Origin of the sequence: Paraburkholderia sp. J76 (assembly GCF_905220295.1) — a bacterium.
Taxonomy (GTDB): domain Bacteria; phylum Pseudomonadota; class Gammaproteobacteria; order Burkholderiales; family Burkholderiaceae; genus Paraburkholderia.
Genome location: NZ_CAJMZJ010000001.1, coordinates 290,831 through 307,514 on the forward strand (window position 1 = coordinate 290,831; position 16,684 = coordinate 307,514).

17 protein-coding genes are annotated in these 16,684 nt (G+C 65.5%); 13 read left to right on the plus strand and 4 right to left on the minus strand.

The features are described 5' to 3' along the window. The first annotated feature begins 48 nt into the window (after positions 1-48). Entirely contained in the window at positions 49-519 is a 471-nt protein-coding gene (locus tag U5768_RS01350) for an Lrp/AsnC family transcriptional regulator (protein WP_322028580.1), read from the plus strand. On the opposite strand, the gene U5768_RS01355 is transcribed toward U5768_RS01350, so the two are convergent. After that, positions 516-1,229 carry a TetR/AcrR family transcriptional regulator gene (locus U5768_RS01355; RefSeq protein ID WP_322028581.1) on the minus strand — a complete coding sequence of 238 codons (714 nt, stop codon included), beginning with the start codon at positions 1,227-1,229 and terminating at the stop codon, positions 516-518. The two genes, U5768_RS01350 and U5768_RS01355, sit on opposite strands and share 4 nt — an antisense overlap. 326 nt (positions 1,230-1,555) lie before the next feature. Here U5768_RS01355 and U5768_RS01360 point away from each other — a divergent pair, with 326 nt between their 5' ends. The 7 genes from U5768_RS01360 to U5768_RS01390 all read left to right on the plus strand — a co-directional run bounded on the left by U5768_RS01360 (position 1,556) and on the right by U5768_RS01390 (position 9,401). After that, on the plus strand, positions 1,556-2,818 hold the full coding sequence (locus U5768_RS01360; RefSeq protein WP_322028582.1) for an acyl-CoA dehydrogenase family protein: 1,263 nt from the start codon (positions 1,556-1,558) through the stop codon (positions 2,816-2,818). A 2-nt stretch (positions 2,819-2,820) separates the two neighbouring features. Further along, the gene (locus U5768_RS01365) at positions 2,821-3,363 is read left to right on the plus strand and encodes a flavin reductase family protein (protein WP_322028583.1); all 543 of its coding nucleotides are present in this window, start codon (positions 2,821-2,823) and stop codon (positions 3,361-3,363) included. A 155-nt stretch (positions 3,364-3,518) separates the two neighbouring features. After that, complete coding sequence (gene mdeB / locus U5768_RS01370; protein WP_415913838.1) at positions 3,519-6,206, plus strand: alpha-ketoglutarate dehydrogenase; 2,688 nt, start codon at positions 3,519-3,521, stop codon at positions 6,204-6,206. Between the two features lie 32 nt (positions 6,207-6,238). Then, the gene (locus U5768_RS01375; RefSeq protein WP_322028585.1) at positions 6,239-7,504 is read left to right on the plus strand and encodes a dihydrolipoyllysine-residue acetyltransferase; all 1,266 of its coding nucleotides are present in this window, start codon (positions 6,239-6,241) and stop codon (positions 7,502-7,504) included. Positions 7,505-7,544: 40 nt separating this feature from the next. Continuing rightward, a complete protein-coding gene (locus U5768_RS01380; RefSeq protein WP_322028586.1) occupies positions 7,545-8,123 on the plus strand; it encodes a VOC family protein in 579 nt (192 codons plus the stop codon). Between the two features lie 13 nt (positions 8,124-8,136). Further along, entirely contained in the window at positions 8,137-9,000 is an 864-nt protein-coding gene (locus U5768_RS01385) for a fumarylacetoacetate hydrolase family protein (RefSeq protein WP_322028587.1), read from the plus strand. A gap of 14 nt (positions 9,001-9,014) precedes the next feature. Continuing rightward, on the plus strand, positions 9,015-9,401 hold the full coding sequence (locus tag U5768_RS01390) for a nuclear transport factor 2 family protein (protein ID WP_322028588.1): 387 nt from the start codon (positions 9,015-9,017) through the stop codon (positions 9,399-9,401). A 64-nt stretch (positions 9,402-9,465) separates the two neighbouring features. On the opposite strand, the gene U5768_RS01395 is transcribed toward U5768_RS01390, so the two are convergent. Continuing rightward, positions 9,466-10,488, minus strand: a complete 1,023-nt coding sequence (locus tag U5768_RS01395) for an amidohydrolase family protein (protein WP_322028589.1) — start codon at positions 10,486-10,488, stop codon at positions 9,466-9,468. Positions 10,489-10,600: 112 nt separating this feature from the next. On the opposite strand from U5768_RS01395, the gene U5768_RS01400 reads away from it, so the two are divergent. The 5 genes from U5768_RS01400 to U5768_RS01420 are packed head-to-tail and all read left to right on the plus strand — an operon-like array spanning position 10,601 to position 15,440. After that, entirely contained in the window at positions 10,601-11,839 is a 1,239-nt protein-coding gene (locus U5768_RS01400) for an acyl-CoA dehydrogenase family protein (RefSeq protein WP_322028590.1), read from the plus strand. 13 nt (positions 11,840-11,852) lie between these two features. Further along, the gene (locus U5768_RS01405) at positions 11,853-12,773 is read left to right on the plus strand and encodes a VOC family protein (RefSeq protein ID WP_322028591.1); all 921 of its coding nucleotides are present in this window, start codon (positions 11,853-11,855) and stop codon (positions 12,771-12,773) included. Next, positions 12,770-13,267: a flavin reductase family protein gene (locus U5768_RS01410; RefSeq protein WP_322028592.1), complete on the plus strand. Its 498-nt coding sequence runs from the start codon at positions 12,770-12,772 to the stop codon at positions 13,265-13,267. The genes U5768_RS01405 and U5768_RS01410 overlap by 4 nt, the downstream gene beginning before the upstream one ends. A gap of 42 nt (positions 13,268-13,309) precedes the next feature. After that, positions 13,310-14,554: an MFS transporter gene (locus U5768_RS01415; protein WP_322028987.1), complete on the plus strand. Its 1,245-nt coding sequence runs from the start codon at positions 13,310-13,312 to the stop codon at positions 14,552-14,554. 22 nt (positions 14,555-14,576) lie between these two features. Beyond that, on the plus strand, positions 14,577-15,440 hold the full coding sequence (locus U5768_RS01420) for a fumarylacetoacetate hydrolase family protein (RefSeq protein ID WP_322028593.1): 864 nt from the start codon (positions 14,577-14,579) through the stop codon (positions 15,438-15,440). Between the two features lie 30 nt (positions 15,441-15,470). Here the strand turns inward: U5768_RS01420 and U5768_RS01425 are convergent, their stop codons facing one another. Further along, positions 15,471-16,034, minus strand: a complete 564-nt coding sequence (locus U5768_RS01425) for a MarR family transcriptional regulator (RefSeq protein WP_322028594.1) — start codon at positions 16,032-16,034, stop codon at positions 15,471-15,473. Positions 16,035-16,158: 124 nt separating this feature from the next. Next, entirely contained in the window at positions 16,159-16,680 is a 522-nt protein-coding gene (locus U5768_RS01430) for a flavin reductase family protein (protein ID WP_322028595.1), read from the minus strand. Between the last annotated feature and the right edge of the window lie 4 nt (positions 16,681-16,684).

Genomic DNA, 16,684 nt, shown 5'->3' on the forward strand with positions numbered 1-16,684 from the left:
CATGTCGCGGCTTCGCTATCCGGCCGAATCGACTCTCCAGGACAGGCAATGGTGCAACTCGACGCAATCGACATAAGAATTCTCAACGAACTGCAGCAGGACGCGCGCCTGTCGAACGTCGAACTGGCGGCGCGCGTGAACCTTTCGGCTTCGCCCTGCCTCGCGCGGGTGCGGGCAATGGAACGCGCCGGCCTGATCCGGCAGCGCGTCACGCTTCTCGCCCCGGAAATGTTCGGCTTGAACGTGAATGTCTTCATTCACATCTCGCTCGAAAACCAGCGGCGCGAAGGGTTGGACGAGTTCGAGCGAGCGGTGGTTGCCATACCTGGTGTTATGGAGTGCTATCTGATGACAGGCGACGCGGACTATCTGCTGCGCGTGCTGGTGCGCGACACCCAGGCGCTGGAGCGGCTCATCGTCGACGAACTCACGCGCATTCCCAATGTGAAGAGCATACGTTCGAGTTTCGCGCTCAAGCAGGTAATGTATTCGACGGCGATTCCGCTGCAAGGCAGCTAGCCTGCGGCGTAGTCGAGAAATAGCTGACCTTCTTTCGAATTCATGTTGAGCGCCCAAAGCGGCTTGTTGACGTCGAGACGGCCCGAGGCCCAGTCCTGCAGGTAGGACAGCGAGAAGCCGACGCCCTCGTCGCAGAGCTTGCGGGTGCAGCCGAGGCTTGCCAGTGCCATGCGCGTGTACGCGTTCATGTAGGCGTTGGGGTCCGTCACGCCCTGCCTGATCGACTGGATTGCCTGGGACGTCGCGCCCATGAGGAAATCGGTGGCGGCCGCGACTTCGTCGAAATGGAATTGCCCGGCGCGCCTGCCGTTTTCGAGGTCGGCCGCCATGTATTTCGCGAGCAGCGTGTGGTGCGGCCACGCGTCGGGAAGCGCCATGAAACCGGCCCATTTACGGTCGAGCAGGGCGCGCACGAGGAAAACGCGAAAGCCGACGGACGCCCTTTGCCACGGCTGCGTGAGCACGTCGTAGACCGGCAGGATGTCCGTAATCATCTGGTTGCTGAACTCCTGGCCAATTGCGGCCAGCACTTGATCGAGCGAATCGAAGTAGTTGTAGAACGTCCCGCGCGAGACCCTGGCTTCGCGGATCACGTCGTCGATGACGGGCGCGGGCCCCGTATGGTCGGCGAATACGCGCGTTGCTGCGTCGATCAGTTTCGTGCGCATCATGAGGCGCTTTTTTTCGGCGATCTTGGAGCGGTGGTCCATGACTTTCATATTCCTTCGTGCAAACGCGGGCAGTACCGTTTTCGTAGTATATGACGTTTTGTCAGAATGACACGGGTGGCTTATAGGAAACCCCAGGAGAGGCCAATATAGCTTGAGCGCGCGCTAGCGTGGTCCTATATTTCTCGCATGGTTAAGAATGACATTGATGTCATTCATTATTCCGGGAGACGACCATTAAGCCGTGCGGGCCTGTCGATGACGGTGCCGCGCCATGCGCTGATCCCATCCCTGCCTGAGCGGGCGCGAACCGCGCGCCGGTCGCGGCGCTTGAACCTTGCCGTGTCGTGGCAGACAACGTGATTAGGATGACTAAGATGAACGTGATGACGAGCGAGTGTGCACTTCAGGACGAACAGATCGGCGCCGAGTGGCCTGTGCAGCAGCGCGCGACGTTCGGCCCGACGCTCCATGAACTGGTTGGCCGCGCAACAGCGCTTCAACCGTTGCTCATGAAGAACGCGGTGGAGTCGGAGCGCAATCGCCGGGCAAGCGAGGAGAATATCGCCGCCATCGCCGAGGCGGGACTCTTTCGATTGATGGTGCCCAAGCGTTACGGCGGCTACGAGGGCACGCTGCGTTCGCATCTGGAAGTGTCGGCGGCGCTCGGCGAGGCATGTGGCGGGACCGCGTGGGTAGTGGCGCTCACGAACGTGTGCGCGTGGTTCACGGGGCTGTTCCCGCAGCAGGCGCAGGACGAAGTCTGGGGCGACAATCCGGACGCGCGGGTGTCGGGCGTATTCACGCCCTCCACGCAATCGCGCCGCGTGGAAGGCGGTCTTGTGATTTCGGGCAAGTGGTACTTCTCGTCCGGCTCGCTGCACGCCGACTGGGCCGCCGTGGGCGTGATCGAGCACGACGCCAACGGTGCGTTCAGGAAGCAGTATCTGGCGCTCGTGCCGATGTCGGAACTGTCGATCGAGGACACGTGGTTCACCGCGGGCATGCGCGCTTCGGGCAGCAACTGCATTGTCGGCAACGAAGTGTTCGTGCCGGAGCATCGTCTGCTCGACATGATGGAAGCCATCGAAGGCCGATATCCGACCGAGTGCAAGGAAGAAGCGGCTTACCGCGCCGCGTTCGTGCCGTTTGCGGCGCTGATCCTCACGGGCCCGCAACTCGGGCTTGGCCGCGCGGCCCTGCGCTTCGTCATCGAGAAAGCGCCGCAACGGGCGATTGCCTACACATCGTTCGAAAAGCAGACGGATTCGACCGTCTTCCAGACACAGATTGCCGAAGCCGCCATCAAGATCGACAACGCGCACCTGCGCGCATTTCGCGCGGCCGACGAGATCGACGCGGCCGCGTGTCACGACATGCCGCTCGACCTTCTCACGCGTGCACGCGTGCGGGCCGACACGGGAATGGTGACCACCTACATCACCGAAGCGCTCAATACGCTGCTGTGGGCACACGGCGCGGGCGGCTTCGCGGAGACGAGTCCGTTGCAGCGCTGGTGGCGCGACTCGAATACGGCGGCGCGGCACGCGGTGGGATTGCCGGCAATCGGGCTGGAGTTGTATGGCAAGGCGCTGCTCGGCGTCGAGAACAACATCACGCCGCTGGTCTGATCATGAATGCACTGACTCAGCCGCGCGCGGAGTCCGCGATCGACGCCAGGGTGCTTCGCGCGACGATGGGCATGTTCGCTACGGGCGTGACGGTCGTGACCTACCAGGTCGAAGGTCAGCCGGCCGGCATGACCGCGAACGCGTTCATGTCGGTTTCGCTGGAGCCGCCGCTCGTGCTGGTTTCCGTGCGAAAGAGTTCGCGCTTTAACCAGTGGGTCGAGGAGGGCGTGCGGTTCGGCATCAACATTCTGGCCGAGGATCAGCGGGCATTGAGCGCGCATTTTGGCGGCTGCCCGCAGGACGATCTCGAACTGCCGTTTTGCGCGCACGAAGGCACGCCGCTGCTCGAGGGCAGCCTCGTGCAACTCGTCGCGCGGGCCGTGGACGTGCATCCTGCGGGCGACCATCTGCTTTACATCGGCGAACTGGAGTATGTCCGTCACGGTACGCAGCGTCGCCCGCTCGTGTTTTACAGCGCCAAGTATCAGCAAATGCATGCTCGCTCGCCGATGGTTACGGCGCAAGGCTGTATCGAAGGGTGGTAGCCGAGGCCATGCCGCCCGAACCGGAACCTGCGTGAAGTCAGTTAGGCATACAGAATAACTATGCGGCGCCGTGCGATGCGCGGGGCAGTAGTTGGGGGCGGGTATTGCATGGGTTGCATTCATGCAAGCCCCGCCTGTGATCGACGAACTACCGGATAAACGACATGAAGTCCGATCCTCACCATGTGTTGCATGATGCGCTGGCGCGTCATGCGGAACACGGTCTCGACAACGACAGGCAGGAAACCGCCGAATGGCTCGAAGCGCTGGAAGCCGTTGCACGCGTATCGGGCGTGGACCGCGTGACCTTCCTGCTGCAACGGCTCGCCGAGCACGCGAATCACTTGGGTGTTTCGCCCGCGGCGCATCCGTACTCGCTGTACCAGAACACCATTGCGGTTGAGGACCAGCCCGCGTATCCGGGCAACCTCGCGATGGAGGAGCGCATTACCTCCATCATCCGCTGGAATGCGCTGGCGATGGTTGCGAAGGCCAACAAGGCCTACGGCGAGCTTGGCGGCCATATTGCGAGCTATGCCTCGGCGGCAGAGATTTTCGAGGTGGGCTTCAACCACTTCTTTCGCGCCGACACCGGGACCGCCAGGGGCGATCTCGTGTATTTCCAGCCGCATTCGGCGCCGGGCGTGTACGCGCGCGCGTATCTGGAGGGACGTCTTGACGCCGGCCAGCTCGACCGCTACCGCCAGGAGGTGGACGGCGGTGGTCTGTGTTCCTATCCGCACCCGTGGCTCATGCCTGAATTCTGGCAGTTTCCCACGGGGTCGATGGGCATCGGGCCGATTAGCGCAATTTACCAGGCGCGCTTTCTCCGCTACCTGGAGCATCGCGGCATTGCGGACACGTCGCACCGGCGTGTATGGGGCGTGTTCGGCGACGGCGAGATGGACGAGCCCGAGTCGATTGCGGCGCTTTCGCTGGCCGCACGCGAAGGGCTCGACAACCTCGCGTTCGTGATCAACTGCAACCTCCAGCGTCTCGATGGTCCGGTGCGAGGCAACGGCCAGATCATCCAGGAACTGGAATCGCTGTTCACGGGCGCGGGCTGGAACGTCATCAAGGTGGTGTGGGGTTCGGACTGGGACGCGCTCTTCGCGCGCGACCGCAACCACGTGCTGCTGCGCCGCTTCGCGGCAACGGTGGATGGCCAGTACCAGACGCTCGGCGCCAACGACGGTGCGTACAACCGCGCGCACTTCTTCGACCTCGACCCGGAATTGCAGGCGCTCGTCTCGCACATGACGCCAGCGGAAATCGATGGTCTGCGGCGCGGCGGTCACGATTTCCGTAAGTTGTACGCAGCGTTTGCGGCCGCAGCCGCCCACGAGGGCCGCCCGACCGTGATTCTCGCCAAGACCAAGAAAGGTTATGGCATGGGTCAGGCGGGCGAGTCGCGCAACACGGCGCATCAGCAGAAGAAACTCGACGTGGACGCGCTCAAGGCGTTTCGCGACCGCTTCGCGCTGCCGCTCGACGACGAGCAGGTGGCCGCAATGAGCTTCTACCGTCCGGCGGAAGACAGTGCGGAACTGCGCTACCTGCGCGAGCGCCGCGACGCGCTGGGCGGCTACATGCCGCGCCGCGCCACGCATGCGCAGCCGCTCGCAGTGCCTGCGCTCGCGAGCTACGCGCAGTTCGCGCTCGCGCCCGACACCCGCGAGAACTCCACGACCACGGCGCTCGTGCGCGTGTTCACGAACCTCCTGAAGGACCGCGAACTGGGCCCGCGCATCGTGCCGATCGTGGCGGACGAGGCGCGCACCTTCGGCATGGCGAGCCTGTTCCGCCAGGTGGGGATCTACTCGCCGCAGGGGCAGCTTTACGAGCCGGAGGACGCGGGCTCGATGCTCTATTACAAGGAGTCGAAGGACGGGCAACTGCTGGAGGAAGGCATTACCGAGGCCGGCGCGGTCTCGTCGTGGACGGCGGCGGCGACCTCGTACAGCGTGAACGGCGTGGCGATGCTGCCGTTCTACATCTACTACTCCATGTTCGGCTTCCAGCGCGTGGGCGACCTGATCTGGGCCGCGGCGGACCAGCGCGCGCGGGGCTTCCTGATCGGCGCGACGGCGGGGCGCACGACGCTCTCGGGAGAGGGGTTGCAGCACCAGGACGGCACGAGCCACGTGATGGCCGCCACGGTGCCGAACTGCCGGGCCTACGACCCCGCATTCGCGGGCGAGATGGCGGTGATCGTGGACCACGGCGCGCGCCGCATGCTCGAGCAGCAGCACGACGAGTTCTACTACCTGAGCGTGACGAACGAGAACTACGTGCACGAATCGGTGGAGCCGCACGAATACGAAGACATCATCCGCGGCATGCGCCGTTACGGCGCGCGCGGCGAGGGTGAGCCCGTGGTGCGTCTGCTGGGCTCGGGCGCGATCCTGCGCGAGGTGATCGCAGCCGCGGAACTGCTGGCAAACGACTGGGGCGTCGCATCCGAAATCTGGAGCGTGACGAGTTTTTCGGAGCTGGCGCGCGAGGCGCGCGAAGTGGAGCGCGAACGCCTGTATGCAAGCGCCGCGCGGCGCACTAGCCACGTCGAACGCTGCCTGGCGGGCGCTGCGCCCGTGGTGGCGGCAAGCGATTACGTGCGCGCCTATGCGCAACTGATCGGCTCGTATGTCGAGGCGCCCTATACGGCGCTGGGCACGGACGGGTTCGGGCGCAGCGACACGCGCGGCGCGCTGCGGCGCTACTTCGAGGTGGACCGCTGGCATATCGCCGCGGCGGCCCTCGCCGCTATCGACCCGGAAAAGCATGCCCAGGCGCTGGCGCGCTACGAGATCGACGCAGGCGGCATGGCGCCGTGGAACCGGTAGATGAACTCAGGAACCCTAATCAAGGATCGGACATGCAGGAGTTGAGAGTCCCCGACATCGGCGACTACCGGGATATTCCCGTGATCGAGGTGCTGGTTCGCGCCGGAGATAGCGTGGCGCTGGAACAGCCGCTCGTGACGCTGGAGTCGGACAAGGCAACCATGGACGTGCCGAGCGCATTCGCCGGAACGATACGCGAAGTGTTGCTCAAACCCGGCGATCTGGTTTCGCACGGCTCGCTGATCGGGCGCGTGGAGTTCGATGCACTCGTCGCAGCAGCTCCAGAGGCGGCCATTCTGCCGGACGCCCCGGCACCGGAGCGGCCCCGCGAGCCCGTGCCGCCCATCCCGATCAATACCACGGCGCGGGAGTTGCCGCCGAAGATCGAAGTCGCCGCCGGCCCGTCCGTGCGCAAGCTCGCGCGCGAACTCGGCGTGAATCTGGCACAAGTGAAGGGCAGCGGCCGCAATGCACGCGTGCTCAGGGAGGACGTGCTTGCGCACGTGAAGGATGTTTTGTCGAGCCCCGCGCCCGCGCGCGCGCCGATGGATGCGCGCGCAACGGGTCTGGACATCCTCCCCTGGCCGCAGGTGGACTTCTCGAAGTTCGGGCCGGTGGAGCGCCGCCCGCTCTCGCGCATCCGCAGGATTTCCGGGGCGAACCTCCATCGCAACTGGGTGATGATTCCGCACGTCACCAACTTCGATCAGGCCGACGTAACGGAGATCGAATCCCTGCGTGCCGCGCTGAACCGCGAGGCGAAGGACGGCGCGGCGAAGGTGACGATGCTGGCGTTTCTCGTCAAGGCGTGCGTGGCCGCGCTGCAGCGCTACCCGCAGTTCAACGTGAGCCTCGACGCTCAGGAGGTCGTGCAGAAGCATTACTTCCATATCGGCTTTGCGGCGGACACGCCCAGCGGACTCGTGGTGCCGGTGATTCGCGACGCGGACCGCAAGGGCATCGCCGCGATCGCCGCGGAGATGTCGCAACTGGCCGCGCTTGCCCGCGAAGGCAAGCTCACGCCCGCGCAAATGCAGGGCGGCTCGATGTCGATCTCGTCGCTGGGCGGCATCGGCGGCACGCACTTCACGCCGATCATCAATGCGCCCGAAGTGGCGATTCTGGGCGTGGGCAGGGCGGCGACGCAACCGGTGTGGAGCGGCGCGGCGTTCGAGCCGCGCTTGATCCTGCCGCTCTCGCTCTCATGGGACCACAGGGCGGTGGACGGCGCCGAGGCCGGCCGCTTCCTCGCATATCTGGCCACGCTGATGGCCGACTTCCGCCGCGTGCTGCTTTGATGCGGCCTTCATCGACACAGGAAAAGTACAGGAGACAGACATGACGACAGCACAAACGGCAACGGAAGCGGGCGCGGCAGCGCGCGTCGTACCCGCGCGCATGGCCCACCTGGTGTACCGCTGCGCACGCCGCGCGGAAACGGTGGCGTGGTACATGAAGCTGTTCCAGGCGCGGCTCGTGTTCGAGGACAACATCCTCACCTTCATCACCTACGACGACGAACACCACCGCCTCGCTTTTTTCAACATGCCCGATGTTCCTCCGAAGGCAGGCGAGACGGCGGGCGTGCATCACGTCGCCTACAGCTACGACAACATTGGCGACCTGCTGACAACTTACGCGCGCCTGAAGCCGCTCGGCATCCAGCCGTTCTGGTGCATCAACCACGGTCCGACCACGTCGCTCTACTATCGCGATCCGGAAGGCAACGATATCGAACTGCAGGCCGACAACGGCGACGACCCCGCTGCGTATTTCCATTCGGAAGCGTTCGCGAAGAACAACCTCGGCGTGGAATTCGATCCCGACGAACTCGTGCGTTTGTGGAAGGCCGGCGCGAGCGACGCCGAATTGAGCGCGGTGGGCACGGCGGCCACCGGCAAATCGACGTTCATGTGAGCGGAGGGAACACATGAAACTCGTGACATTCCGTAGTGCGAACGATGTGACGGCGGTGGGCCTGGCGGTGGACGGCGGTGTAATCGACATCGGGCGGCATTTGCCCGATGCGCCGCGCGACGCAATCGCACTGATCGAAGCGTGGCCGGCCTGGCGCGAGCGCCTTGTGCCGCTGGAGGCTTCGCGCCCGGCGGACATCGGCTTCGATGCCGTCACGCTGCTCGCGCCTGTCCCGCGCCCGGGCAAGATTCTCGGCATCGGGCTGAACTACGCGGATCACGTCGAGGAGTCGGGCATGGCGCGGCCCGCCGATCAGTTGTGGTTCGCGAAAATGCCGACCTCGGCGACGGGACCCTTCGCGCCCGTCGATCTGCCGCGTGTTTCGGCGCAACTGGACTACGAGGCGGAACTGGCGTTCGTGATCGGCAAGCGCTGCCGTCACGTTCCGCGCGAGCGAGCGCATGAGGTGATCTTCGGCTACTGCGTGGCCAATGATGTCAGCGTGCGCGACTGGCAGCTCCAGACCTCGCAGTTCACGATCGGCAAGTCGTTCGATACGCACGCGCCGTTTGGCCCGTGGATCGTGACGGCCGATGCCGTCGCCGATCCGCACGCGCTCGGTATTCGCTGCTTCGTGAATGGCGAAAAGCGCCAGGAGTCCAGCACGGCGCAACTGATCTTCGACTGTTACGCGCAGGTCGAGCATCTTTCGAAGGCGATGACACTCGAACCGGGCGACCTGATCCTGACGGGCATGCCCGGCGGCGTAGGCGTGGCAATGAAGCCCGCTCGCTGGCTGCGTGCAGGCGATACGATGAAAGTGGAAATCGACGGCATCGGGGCGATCGAAAATATCGTCCGGGCCGAACCGGCATAAGGCGAAACCTACCGATGATTAGCAAAACTGAAGAAGCTGTGCGAGAAGAGGTGGCGGCACTCGAAGCGGCACGTTGCCGGGCGCTCGTGGCGGCCGATATCGAAGCGCTCGATCGTCTCGTGGCCGATGACGTCGTGCATGTCCACGCCAACGGCAAGGCCGACGACAAGGCCGCGTATCTGGCGATGGTGAAAGGCGCGATCCGTTTTCTCTCGGCGGAACGCGAAGCGCTGGAGGTGCGCGTATACGACGGCCTGGCTGTCGTGACGGGGCCGCTGCGACAGTCGATCGAGTTGACGGCGACGGGGCAGCGCATCGACATGCACGTCATGACCACGCAAGTCTGGCAGCAGCAAGCGGCCGGTTGGCGGCAGGTGAGTTTCCAGGCGACCAATCTGTAGTTGCGGGTCGGGCAGGCCGCAACGGACCTGCCCGCGCGCCACGATCCACGATCCGGCAGACGGTTCATTCCACCCCGAGCCACGCGAGCGCGTTCTTCCAGCGCAACGCCTCCTGTTCGCCTTCGCTGAAGCCCAATGTCTCCACACGCCGCGCCGGGTCGGCGTCCATGATCGCGAACGGGTAGTCGGTGCCGATCATCACACGGTCGCTTCCCACCGTTTCGACCAGCGCGCGTATGGCGGTCGCGCTGTAGAGCAGGTTGTCGAACCAGAGCGAGCGCGCGGCGTCGAGCGGCGCGACGGGCATGGCCTCGCGCAGCGCCGGCTGGCACTCCCATGCGTGCTGCAGGCGCGGCAGCACGGTCTGGATCGCGCCGCCGCCATGACTCAGCGCGATACGCAGGCGCGGAAATCGCGCCATCAGACCGCCCGTGACGATCGAAGCCGCCGCGAGGCCGATCTCGCCGGGAAACGCCACGATCTGTTCGAGCGAGGCCGGGCCCACCAGACGCTCCATGCCCGCGGGCCTCAACGGGTGCACGAACACCGCCGCGTTGCAGGCCTGCGCGGCCTCGAAGAACGGCCAGAAGCGCGGGTCGCCAATCGGCACGCCGCCCACGTTGCTGCCCACTTCCACGCCGGCCAGGCCGAGCGTGCCCACGGCGAATTCCATCTCCCGTATGGCCAGATCCATGTCCTGGAGCGGCGCGGCGCCCAGCGCGCTAAAGCGCCCGGGCGCGCCCGCGCACATCTGCGCGAGCGTCTCGTTAAGATAGCGCGCGAGCGCAGCGCCGTCGGCGGGGTCGAGCCAGTAGGAAAGCAGTTCGGGCATGGGCGAGAGCACCTGCCGCGCTACCCCCAACCGGTCCATGTCGGCGCGGCGAACTTCCGTGTCCCACGCCTGGTTCGACACCGTTCGATACACCTTGCCGGATATGACCACATGGCGGTGGCACGGCTGGGCCTCGCGCATGGACGGCCACGCCGCCCCGATACGATGGCCCAGATACGCCGGGAAATCGTGCGGAACGACGTGCGTGTGGACGTCGATGCACCCGCAGAGGGGGACTGGGCAGGCACGGCTCATTCGGGTAACTCCTGGGTGAAGGGCATCGTTTAAAGGTTGCAAAAGCAACTGTTGTGCGATGTAATTCGATCACGGATTGATTGCTTTTGCAATAATTTAGGAGATCATCAGGATGACCCCGACCTCTGAGGTACTCGACCGGCGCCCCGCGGCGGCGGCCACCGCCGATTCCGGCGTGTTCGACCGCCTGCTCGATGCGGCCACGCAGTTGCGCCCGCTCGTCGCAGCCCGCGCCCGCACAACGGAGCAGGAGCGGCGCGTTTCGGCCGCCGTCACGCAACAACTGAAGGAAGCCGGCCTGTATCGCGCGGTCCAGCCGCGCCGGTTCGGCGGCCACGAATTGAGCCTCGAAGCGCTGCGCCGCCTTGCATTCGAAATCGGGCGCGGCTGTACTTCCACGGGCTGGTGCTACGGCTTGAGCGCCGCCGCCTCGTGGGTGCTGGGCATGTTCCCCGAGCAGGCCCAGGAAGATGTGTGGGGAGACTCGCCCGATGCGCTCGTCGCGTCGTGCATCGCGCCCACGGGCAAAGCCGTTCCGGCCGACGGCGGGTTTTACCTCAAGGGCCGCTGGAGCTTTGGCAGCAACAGCGATAACGCGCAATGGCTTTCGCTGGGCGCGATGGTCGAACAGGAAGCGGGCGCCGCGCCGCGCGCGCTGTTCCTGCTGGTGCCCGCGCAGAGCGTGCGCATCGTCGATACGTGGTTTACGGTCGGGCTCGCGGGCACCGGGAGCAAGGACATCGCCATCGACGACGCCGTGTTCGTGCCGGCGCATCGCACCGTGGCCTTCGCCGACGTGCTCGACCAGCGCTCGCCGGGCGCCGGGCTTCACGAGGCGTCGCTTTACCGCGTGCCTTTTCTGAGCGGCTTTCCTCCGTTGCTTGCCAACCCGGCCGTGTCGGCGCTGCGCGGCGCGCTCGACGAATTCGTCGAAACCATCGGCGCGCGCGCCACGCGCGGCGCGTTCGCGGGTGGCGGCGCGCCCATGGCCCAGTTCGGCCACGTGCAGTCCGCGCTCGCACAGGGCGAAGCGGCGGTGGATGCGGCGCAGCTCATCCTGCAGCGCGATTTGCAGCAGGTGGAGGAGTGGGTGCGCAACGGCGAGCAACTGAGCACGGCGCAGCGCATTACGGTGCGGCGCGGTCACGCCTACGCCGTGCGCCTGTGTGTCGAGGCGATCAATGCGCTGTATGACGTCGTGGGCGGCACCGGCATTCAGCTCGACAGCGGGATTCAGCGCGCCTGGCGCGACATCAACGCGGTTGCGCACCATATCAGCGTGAACTGGCCTGCGGTGTCCACGATGTACGGCCAGATGCGGCTCGGCTTGCCCCCGCGCGGCCAGTATTGAAGGAGCGGCGAAGATGATCCGATACCGGAAGCTCGGGCGAGTCGAGCTTAACGTGACCGATCTTTCACGTGCCAGGGACTACTACGAAAACGTGGCGGGTCTTCAGTACGTCGATACGGGGCGGGACGGCGAAGTCCGCCTGCGTTGCGATCACGAACACCACAGCATGACGCTGCATGCGGCGCCGGAAGCCGGGCTGCGTTGCGCCGGTTTCATGCTGGAGGACATGGCGCAGTTCGAACCGCTCATCGAGCGCCTCGAACGTGCGGGCGTTCCCGTTCACGAGACCGACGCGGCGACGTGCGCGGCGCGCGGGCAACAGCGGGCCATCCGTATTTTCGAGCCGCTGGTGGGCGCGACGCTGGAGTTCTACGTGGCCGCCGCGGATTCGGCGCGCCCGTTCACGCCCACGGTCGCGCGCATCCAGCGCCTCGGGCACGTGGTGTTCAATACGCCGGACGCCGCGCAGGCAGTCGCATTCTGGCGCGATGTGCTCAACTTCAGCGAGTCGGATTCGGTGGGCGAGTTCATCACGTTCATGCGCTGCTGGCCGAACCCCTGGCACCACGGCGTCGGCATCGCGCAGTTCGAACGCCGTTGCCTGCATCACGTGAACTACATGGTCACGGAGATCGACGACATCGGCCGGGCGCTCTCGCGCCTGAAGCGGGCCGGGTCGGACGTGGTGTTCGGTCCCGGGCGCCATCCCGCATCGGACAGCGTGTTTCTGTATTTCCTCGACCCGGACGGCCTGACCATGGAATACAGCTTCGGCATGGAGGCCTTTCCCGAAGCGTTTCCGCGCGCACCCAGGCGGATCGCGCCTTCGCCCACGGCGCTCGATTACTGGTCATCCACGCGCGATCCACGCTGCTTTACGGGCGCCGGTGCGAATTCCCCGCTTTCACCCGCATCGATCGAGGAAAAAGCATGAGCACGGCCACTTCCGATAGCCGCGAGTTGCGCAACGCGCTCGGGCGCTTCGCAACCGGCGTATGCGTCGTCACGACCCGCGCGAGCGACGGCCGCCAGGCGGCGCTCACCATTAATTCGTTCTGCTCGGTATCGCTCGATCCGCCGCTGGTGGCGTGGTATCTGGGCACACGCGCGCCGAGCCTGCCGGTGTTCCGTCAAGCCGGCCACTTCGCCGTACACGTTCTTTCGGCCGGTCAGCAGGAACTGGCCGGCCATTTCGCCACGCCGGCCGAGGACAAGTTCGCGCCGCTCGCCGAGCGTGTGCAGCCCGGGCTCGGCGGCGTGCCGATCCTGGTCGATGCGTTGGCCCGCTTCGAGTGCCGCACGTCGGAACTGACGACCTATGGCGATCACGTCATGGTGCTAGGCCATGTCGAGCGGTTTTCGTACGGCAGCGATGCACCGTTGCTGTTTCATGCAGGACGCTTCTTCGAACATCGTCCGGCGGCGTGAAACGCAAGTCCGGAATAACAAAGGGAGACAATCGTGCGACGGATGTTTGGAAGCCGCGGGTGGATCGTGTTCGGCTCGGTTCTCGGGCTCACGGTAGGCAACGTCACCGTGCTGCAGTTTTCGGCCTCGGTGCTGATGAAGCCCATCATGGCCGAGTTCGGCTGGAATCGCGGTCTCGTGTCCGCCGCCGTCATGCTGGGCTCGATCTTCGCCGCGGTGGGAACGCCCTTCGCGGGCAGCCTGATCGACCGGCACGGCATTCGGCGGGTGACGCTCGCCGCCATCACGTTATTCGCGCTCGCCATTGCCGCGATGTCGCAAACGCCCGGCGTGCCCGCGGTGTTCCTCATCATGTTCGGCACGATGGGGCTGTTCAGCGCGGGGCAGGCGCCGCTGCCGTACGCCAAGGCCATTGCTGCCGCGTTCGATCGCCGGCGCGGCGTCGCCATGGGCATCGCCATGACGGGCGTGGGTCTCGGCGCGGCGTTCGTGCCGCGCCTCACGCAAATCTATCTGGACCGGTTCGGCTGGCGTGGCGCATTCGTCGCGGTAGGCGTGACGGTCTTCATCATCGCGTTTCTGGCTGTCGCGTTGTTCATTCGCGAAGCCGCCGCCACGCCGGGTTCGGGCGCGAGGGAGGCGCTGCCCGGGCTGCAGGCGCGCGAAGCCCTGCGCAACCCGCAGTTCTGGAAGCTTGCCTTCGTGTTTCTCTGCATTCCGATTGTCGCGAACGGGACCATCGTTCACCTCGTTCCCTTGCTGACGGACCGAGGCATACCGGCAAAGCAGGCCGTTGTCGTGTTTTCCGGCATCGGCGCCTCGCTGATCGTCGGGCGGCTGCTCTGCGGCTTTCTACTCGACCGCTTCTTCGGACCGTACGTGGCGATTGCCTTCGTGGTGCTGCCCGCCGTCGGCGTGCTGACGCTGCTGGGCAGCACGGCGAGCACGTTGACGATGTTCGGCGCCGTGCTGGTCGGCCTCGGCATGGGCGCCGAAGTCGATCTCATTGCCTATTTGCAAAGCCGCTATTTCGGGCTGCGCGCGTTCGGGCAAATCTATGGCTACCTGTTCGCCGTATTCACGGTGGGCACGGGGCTTGGGCCGTTCATGATGGGCGCCGTGTACGACGCGGCGCATTCGTACCGGCCCGCGCTGCTGATCTTCCTGGCCGTGCTCGCTTGCGCGGCGGCCCTGCTGTTGTGGCTTCCGCGCCGCTACCCGTATCCCGTGGGAAGTCATGAAACCTCGCCGCGTGAGCAGGACGCCTCGCGCGTGAGCATCGCATAAACCCTCATCATTCAGGACTCCAATGAAACTCGTGACGTATCAGCATCAAGGCCGCATTTCGATCGGCAAGGTCGAAGGCGACCGCGTGATCGACCTTCCGCTTGGCGACCCGTCGCTGCCCGCCACCATGCTCGCGCTGCTGCAGGGCGGCGAAGAGGCCATGGCGCGCGCGGCGGCCGTCAAGGACGGCCACGTGAGCGCGCTTTCGGAAGTCACGCTGCTCGCGCCGCTGCCGAATCCGTCGAAGTTCCTGGCCATCGGCATGAACTATCGCAAGCACGTGGCGGAGGCGGCGAAAGTGGGCGTGCAGACGCCGCCCACGCAGGTGTGGTTCAACAAGCAGGTGACGTGCATCAACGGCCCGTTCGGCGACGTGCATGTGCCCTCCGTTTCGGAGCAGCTCGATTACGAGGTCGAACTGTGCGTCGTGATTGGCCGGCGCTGCCGCCATGTGAGCCGCGAAGCCACGAGTTCGGTCATCGCGGGCTATATGGTGTGCAACGACGTTTCGGTGCGCGACTGGCAGCTCGCCACGCAGACCATGACGGTCGGCAAGTCGTTCGATACCTGCGGACCGACGGGCCCCTGGATCGTGACGCCCGACGAACTGGGCGATCCGCACGCGTTGCGCCTGCGGATGTGGGTGAACGGCGAGCTTCGTCAGGACGACGTGACCGCTTCGATGATCCACGACATCCACGCCCAGATCGCGCATCTTTCGACGGCCTTCACGCTGGAGCCCGGCGATCTGCTCGCGACGGGCACGCCTTCGGGCGTGGGCGTGGCGATGAGTCCGCCCACGTATCTGCGCGCCGGCGACGTGATGCGCGCGGAGATCGAGGGCATCGGCGCGATCGAGAACCGCGTGATCGCCGAGCCTGCCTGAGCCTCGGCGTGCTCAGGGCGCCCGATGCATTCAGTCCGCCGCTTCGTCGCGCGCTTCGCGGCGGCGCACGCGGCGGGCCACCGTTAGCTTGCGATTGACGTCGGTCGCCCCTTCGCAACTGTCAACGAGGTTCGAATACACCGCGCGCAGCGTTTTGAGCGTGACGGCGAGTTCGTGAGCCGACACGCCTTTCATCGACATGCGTTCGATTTCCCACGCGCGCGGTGCGAGTTCGCCGACGATTTCGACGCCGGCCTGCGTGAGCGAGAGATGAATGGTGCGCCGGTCGGCTGGCGATTCGCTGCGCCGGACATAGCCCCGCGTTTCGAGCGCCCCAACGGCGCGCGAGAGATACGACAGCTCGGAGCCGGTGTGGCTTGCAAGGTCGGAGAGCGTCTGGTGGCCTTCGTGACGCAGCGCGGCCAGCACGCGCCACGCTTGCAGGTTGATGTTGTACGCCTTCAGGTCGTCGCTGAAGCGTGCGGCGATGATGCTGGCGGCGCGATTGAGCAGGTAGCCGACCGAATGGTCGAGGTCGTGATCGGGACGTTCGGCCGGAAGCGGCTGCTTCGAGGGGGAGACGGGTTTCGACATGAAGTCATCGCACGCATGATGTTCGAAACCGAATGATAGCTTAAGCAACCGCTGCCGCCTTGATTCCAGCCAGAAATTGCGCGACGAGTTCGGCGTTTCGTGCGCATCAAGCGCATCAAGCGCATCACGCGCAGTCGAGCCAGCACGACGACGGATCGTGCGCGACGATCTGCTTGTATCTCCCGCTGAAAAAAAGCAGCGGCGGCCCGTCCGATTCGTGCAGCGCCTCCACGTGCGCGGTGTAGATCAGATGATCGCCGCCTTCGTGGACCGCTTCGGCGCGCGCCGCGATCTGCACGAGCGCGCCGCGCACGACAGGGACATCGCGCACATGCTCGAACGGATCGTCGAGGCCCTCGCGCGGCTGGCCGCCGAAGTGACGGCTCAGCGGTTCGTGCTCCTGCGCGAGGAAGCTCACGCCGAAAGCGCCGCCCCGCGCGACCGACTGCGCGAAACGCGACCGCGCGCGCACCGAGACGAGAATCATCGGCGGGTCCACGGAGAGCGAAAGAAACGCGTTGGCCGTCATGCCCACGGTGCGTCCCTCGTGCTCGAACGTGATGACGGTGACGCCCGTCGCGAATTTGCCCATGGCGCGGCGAAAACGCGCCGCTTCGAGATTGAGCTGGGTGAGGGTCGCGGTCATGGCT